We start from the raw sequence: 3,389 nt of genomic DNA, 5'->3' as shown, positions 1-3,389 counted from the left end.
GCGCGGCAGTTGAAGGTCAGTCACGCGTTCCATTCGCCGTTGATGGAGCCGATGCTGGCCGAGTTCGCCGACGTGTTGACCGAGGTGACCTGGCGGGAACCGACCATCCCGATCATCTCCGGCACCCCCGACGCAGACATGATCGAACCCGGCCACTGGCTGGCGCACGCCCGCCGGACGGTGCGGTACCACGACGCGGTGAACGCGCTACGCGAGCGAGGCGTGGATGTCTTCCTCGAACTCGGCCCGGACGGCACGTTGAGTTCGATGGTCGACTCCGACGCCCCGGAAGCAGGTGTGTGGCTGCCAGCGATGCGTGCCGACCGCGACGAGCCGCAGACACTGCTGACCGCGGTCGCGGGTGTTCACGTACACGGCGCGGCGGTGGACTGGCCGACACTACTCAGCGCGAGTACCGGTCCGGCCGAGGCTACGGGCGTGGGCGGGGCCATCGCGCTGCGGGCTGAGTTGCCGACCTATCCGTTTCAGCATCAGCGGTTCTGGCCGCAGACGGTGGCGGCTGGTGTGGGGGATGTTCGGGTGTTGGGGTTGGGTTCGGTTGATCATCCGTTGTTGGGTGCGGCGGTGTCGTTGGCTGATGGGGATGGGGTGTTGTTGACCGGCCGGTTGTCGGTGTCTGCGCAGCCGTGGCTGGCTGATCACGTGGTGTTGGGTTCGGTGTTGTTGGCGGGCACGGCGTTTGTGGAGTTGGTGGTGTATGCCGGGGACCAGGTGGGTTGTGGCGTGGTGCAGGAGTTGACGCTGCAGGCGCCGTTGGTGTTGCCCGAGCAGGGCGGGGTGCAGGTGCAGGTGTGGGTCGGTGATCCCGGCCAGGATGGTCGGCGGCCGGTCAACGTGTACTCCCGGCCGGAGGGCGTGGAGGGTGTGGGGGGTTCGTGGGCTCGGCATGCCACGGGTGTGTTGAGCTCGCAGGCTGGTCGGGTTGCGGCCGGGTTGGGGCAGTGGCCGCCGGCGGATGCGCGGCCGGTGGCTGTTGACGGCTTGTACGAGCGGTTGGCAGACGGCGGGTATGTGTACGGGCCGGTGTTCCAGGGCTTGCGGGCGGTGTGGCGTGCCGGCCGGGATGTGTACGCCGAGGTGACACTGCCTGAGCAGGACGCGGCGGATGGGTTCGGGTTGCATCCGGCGGTGTTGGACGCGGCGTTGCACCCGATCGGGTTGACCGGACTGCTCGGCGACAACGAGGCGGCGGTGTTGCCGTTTGCGTGGAGCGGGGTCCGGCTGCACGCGACCGGGGCGACGACGCTGCGGGTCAGGCTGACACCCGCCGACGACGGCGGCATAGCGGTGGCGGTGTTTGACACCGCCGGTCAGCCGGTCCTGACCGCGGACTCGCTGGTGCTGCGGCCAGTGACCATCGACCAGTTGGGTGCCGGGGTGCCGGACGCGGCGCGGTCACTGTTCACGGTGCAGTGGGTGCCGCTGCCGGATACGGGACCCGACACCACGCCGACGGCTGCCGAAACGGACTGGGCATGGCATGGGCAGGTTGAGGGTGAGCTGCCCCCCGTCGTGGTCGCCGAACTGCCAGCTCCGGACGACGCAGCCGGCGTTGTCGAGGCTACGCACGCGGCGAGCGTGTTGGTGTTGGGTTGGGTTCAGGATTGGCTGGCTGATCCGGGAACGGAGGGTTCCCGGTTGGTGGTGCTCACTCACGGTGCTACCGATGGCAGTGACCTGGCCGCTGCCGCGGTATGGGGCCTGGTCCGTTCCGCGCAGTCCGAACACCCCCACCGATTCATCCTGCTCGACACCGACCACGGCAGCGAACTGGGCAGAATCCTCACCGCGGTGCTGGACAGCGGCGAACCGGAGATCGCGGTACGCGCCGGTGACCTGTATGTCCGCCGGTTGGTCCGGGCCGGTACTGGCCGGCTGTCGCTGTCCGGCGCCGGTGGGTTGTCGGCGGGGTTGGATGCGGGTGGCACGGTGGTGGTCACTGGTGGGACCGGGGTGTTGGGTGGGTTGGTGGCCCGGCATCTGGTCACCGTGCATGGGGTCAGGCATCTGTTGTTGTTGTCGCGGCGCGGTCCGGCTGCGGCCGGAGCGGCGGAGCTGGTCGGTGAGCTGACTGAGCTTGGCGCGCGGGTGCAGGTGACCGCGTGTGATGTCGCCGACCGAGACGCCTTGGCTGAGGTGTTGGCGGCGGTGCCGTCCGGGCATCCGGTGGTCGGGGTGGTGCACACCGCGGGAGTGCTCGATGACGGGGTGATCGAGGCGTTGACGCCGCAGCGGCTGGAGCCGGTGTTGCGGGCCAAGGCCGATGCGGCGTGGTGGCTGCACGAGCTGACCCAGGATATGGATCTTGCGATGTTCGTGGTGTATTCCTCGGCGGCGGCCACACTTGGATCACCAGGACAAGGAAACTACGCCGCGGCCAACGCGGTCCTGGACGCCTTGGCACTGCGGCGGCAGAGCGAGGGCCTGGTCGGGCAGTCACTGGCATGGGGACTGTGGGCGCAGCAGTCGGCGATGACCGGACATCTCGACGAGGCCGACCTGGACCGGATGCGACGTGCCGGCATCCTTGCCATGTCCCCTGAGCAGGGCCTGGCGTTGTTCGACACGGCAATACGCAACAACCAGCCGCAACTCGTGCCGATCCGGCTGGACCTGCCCGCGTTGCGTCGTGCCGGTGCCGGTGCCGGTGCCGGTGCCGGTGGCCTGCCGCCGTTGTGGCAGGCGTTGGCCGCCGGCTCGACCCGCCGGGCCGCGACCACCGCCGATACGCCGGTGGACCTGGCCGCCAGGTTGGCTGCCATGGGGGTTGAGGAACGTCAGCGGACAGTCCTGGAACTGGTACTGACACAGGCCGCCGTCGTGCTCGGCCATGCCGACCCAGCGGCGATCATCCGGGACAGCGCGTTCCGCGAGCTCGGCTTCGACTCCCTGACCGCGGTGGAGTTGCGTAATCGGTTGGCCGCCGCGACTGGGTTGTCGTTGCCGGCCACGCTGGTCTTCGACTATCCGACCTCGGTGGTGTTGGCCAGGTATCTGCTGACGGAGCTGCTCGGTGAGCAGGCCGATGTCCTCGTGCCGGTGGTGGTTGGTGCGGGTGTGGATGAGCCGGTGGCGATTGTGGGGATGGGGTGTCGGTATCCGGGTGGGGTGGGTGATCCGGAGGGGTTTTGGGGGTTGTTGGTTGAGGGTGTTGACGCGGTGGGTGGGTTCCCTGTGGATCGGGGTTGGGATCTGACGGCGCTGTATGACCCTGGTCGGCAGCGGTCGGGGACCAGTTATGCGCGTGAGGGTGGGTTCCTGGCTGATGCGGCGTTGTTTGATGCGGGGTTTTTTGGGATCAGTCCGCGGGAGGCTGTGGCGATGGATCCGCAGCAGCGGTTGTTGTTGGAGGTTTCCTGGGAGGCGTT

1 protein-coding gene is annotated in these 3,389 nt (G+C 68.4%); it reads left to right on the top strand.

The window, feature by feature from the left end:
• Nucleotides 1-42: 42 nt before the first annotated feature.
• Nucleotides 43-3,389: SDR family NAD(P)-dependent oxidoreductase (locus ACLQ2W_RS33745; protein ID WP_425791928.1), on the top strand; the 3,347-nt coding region annotated here is incomplete at its 3' end.

It is taken from the genome of Micromonospora sp. DT227, assembly GCF_049841835.1.
Lineage (GTDB): Bacteria > Actinomycetota > Actinomycetes > Mycobacteriales > Micromonosporaceae > Micromonospora.
Note: the sequence above shows the minus strand (reverse complement) of the source record. Positions and strands in the feature narration are given on the sequence as shown.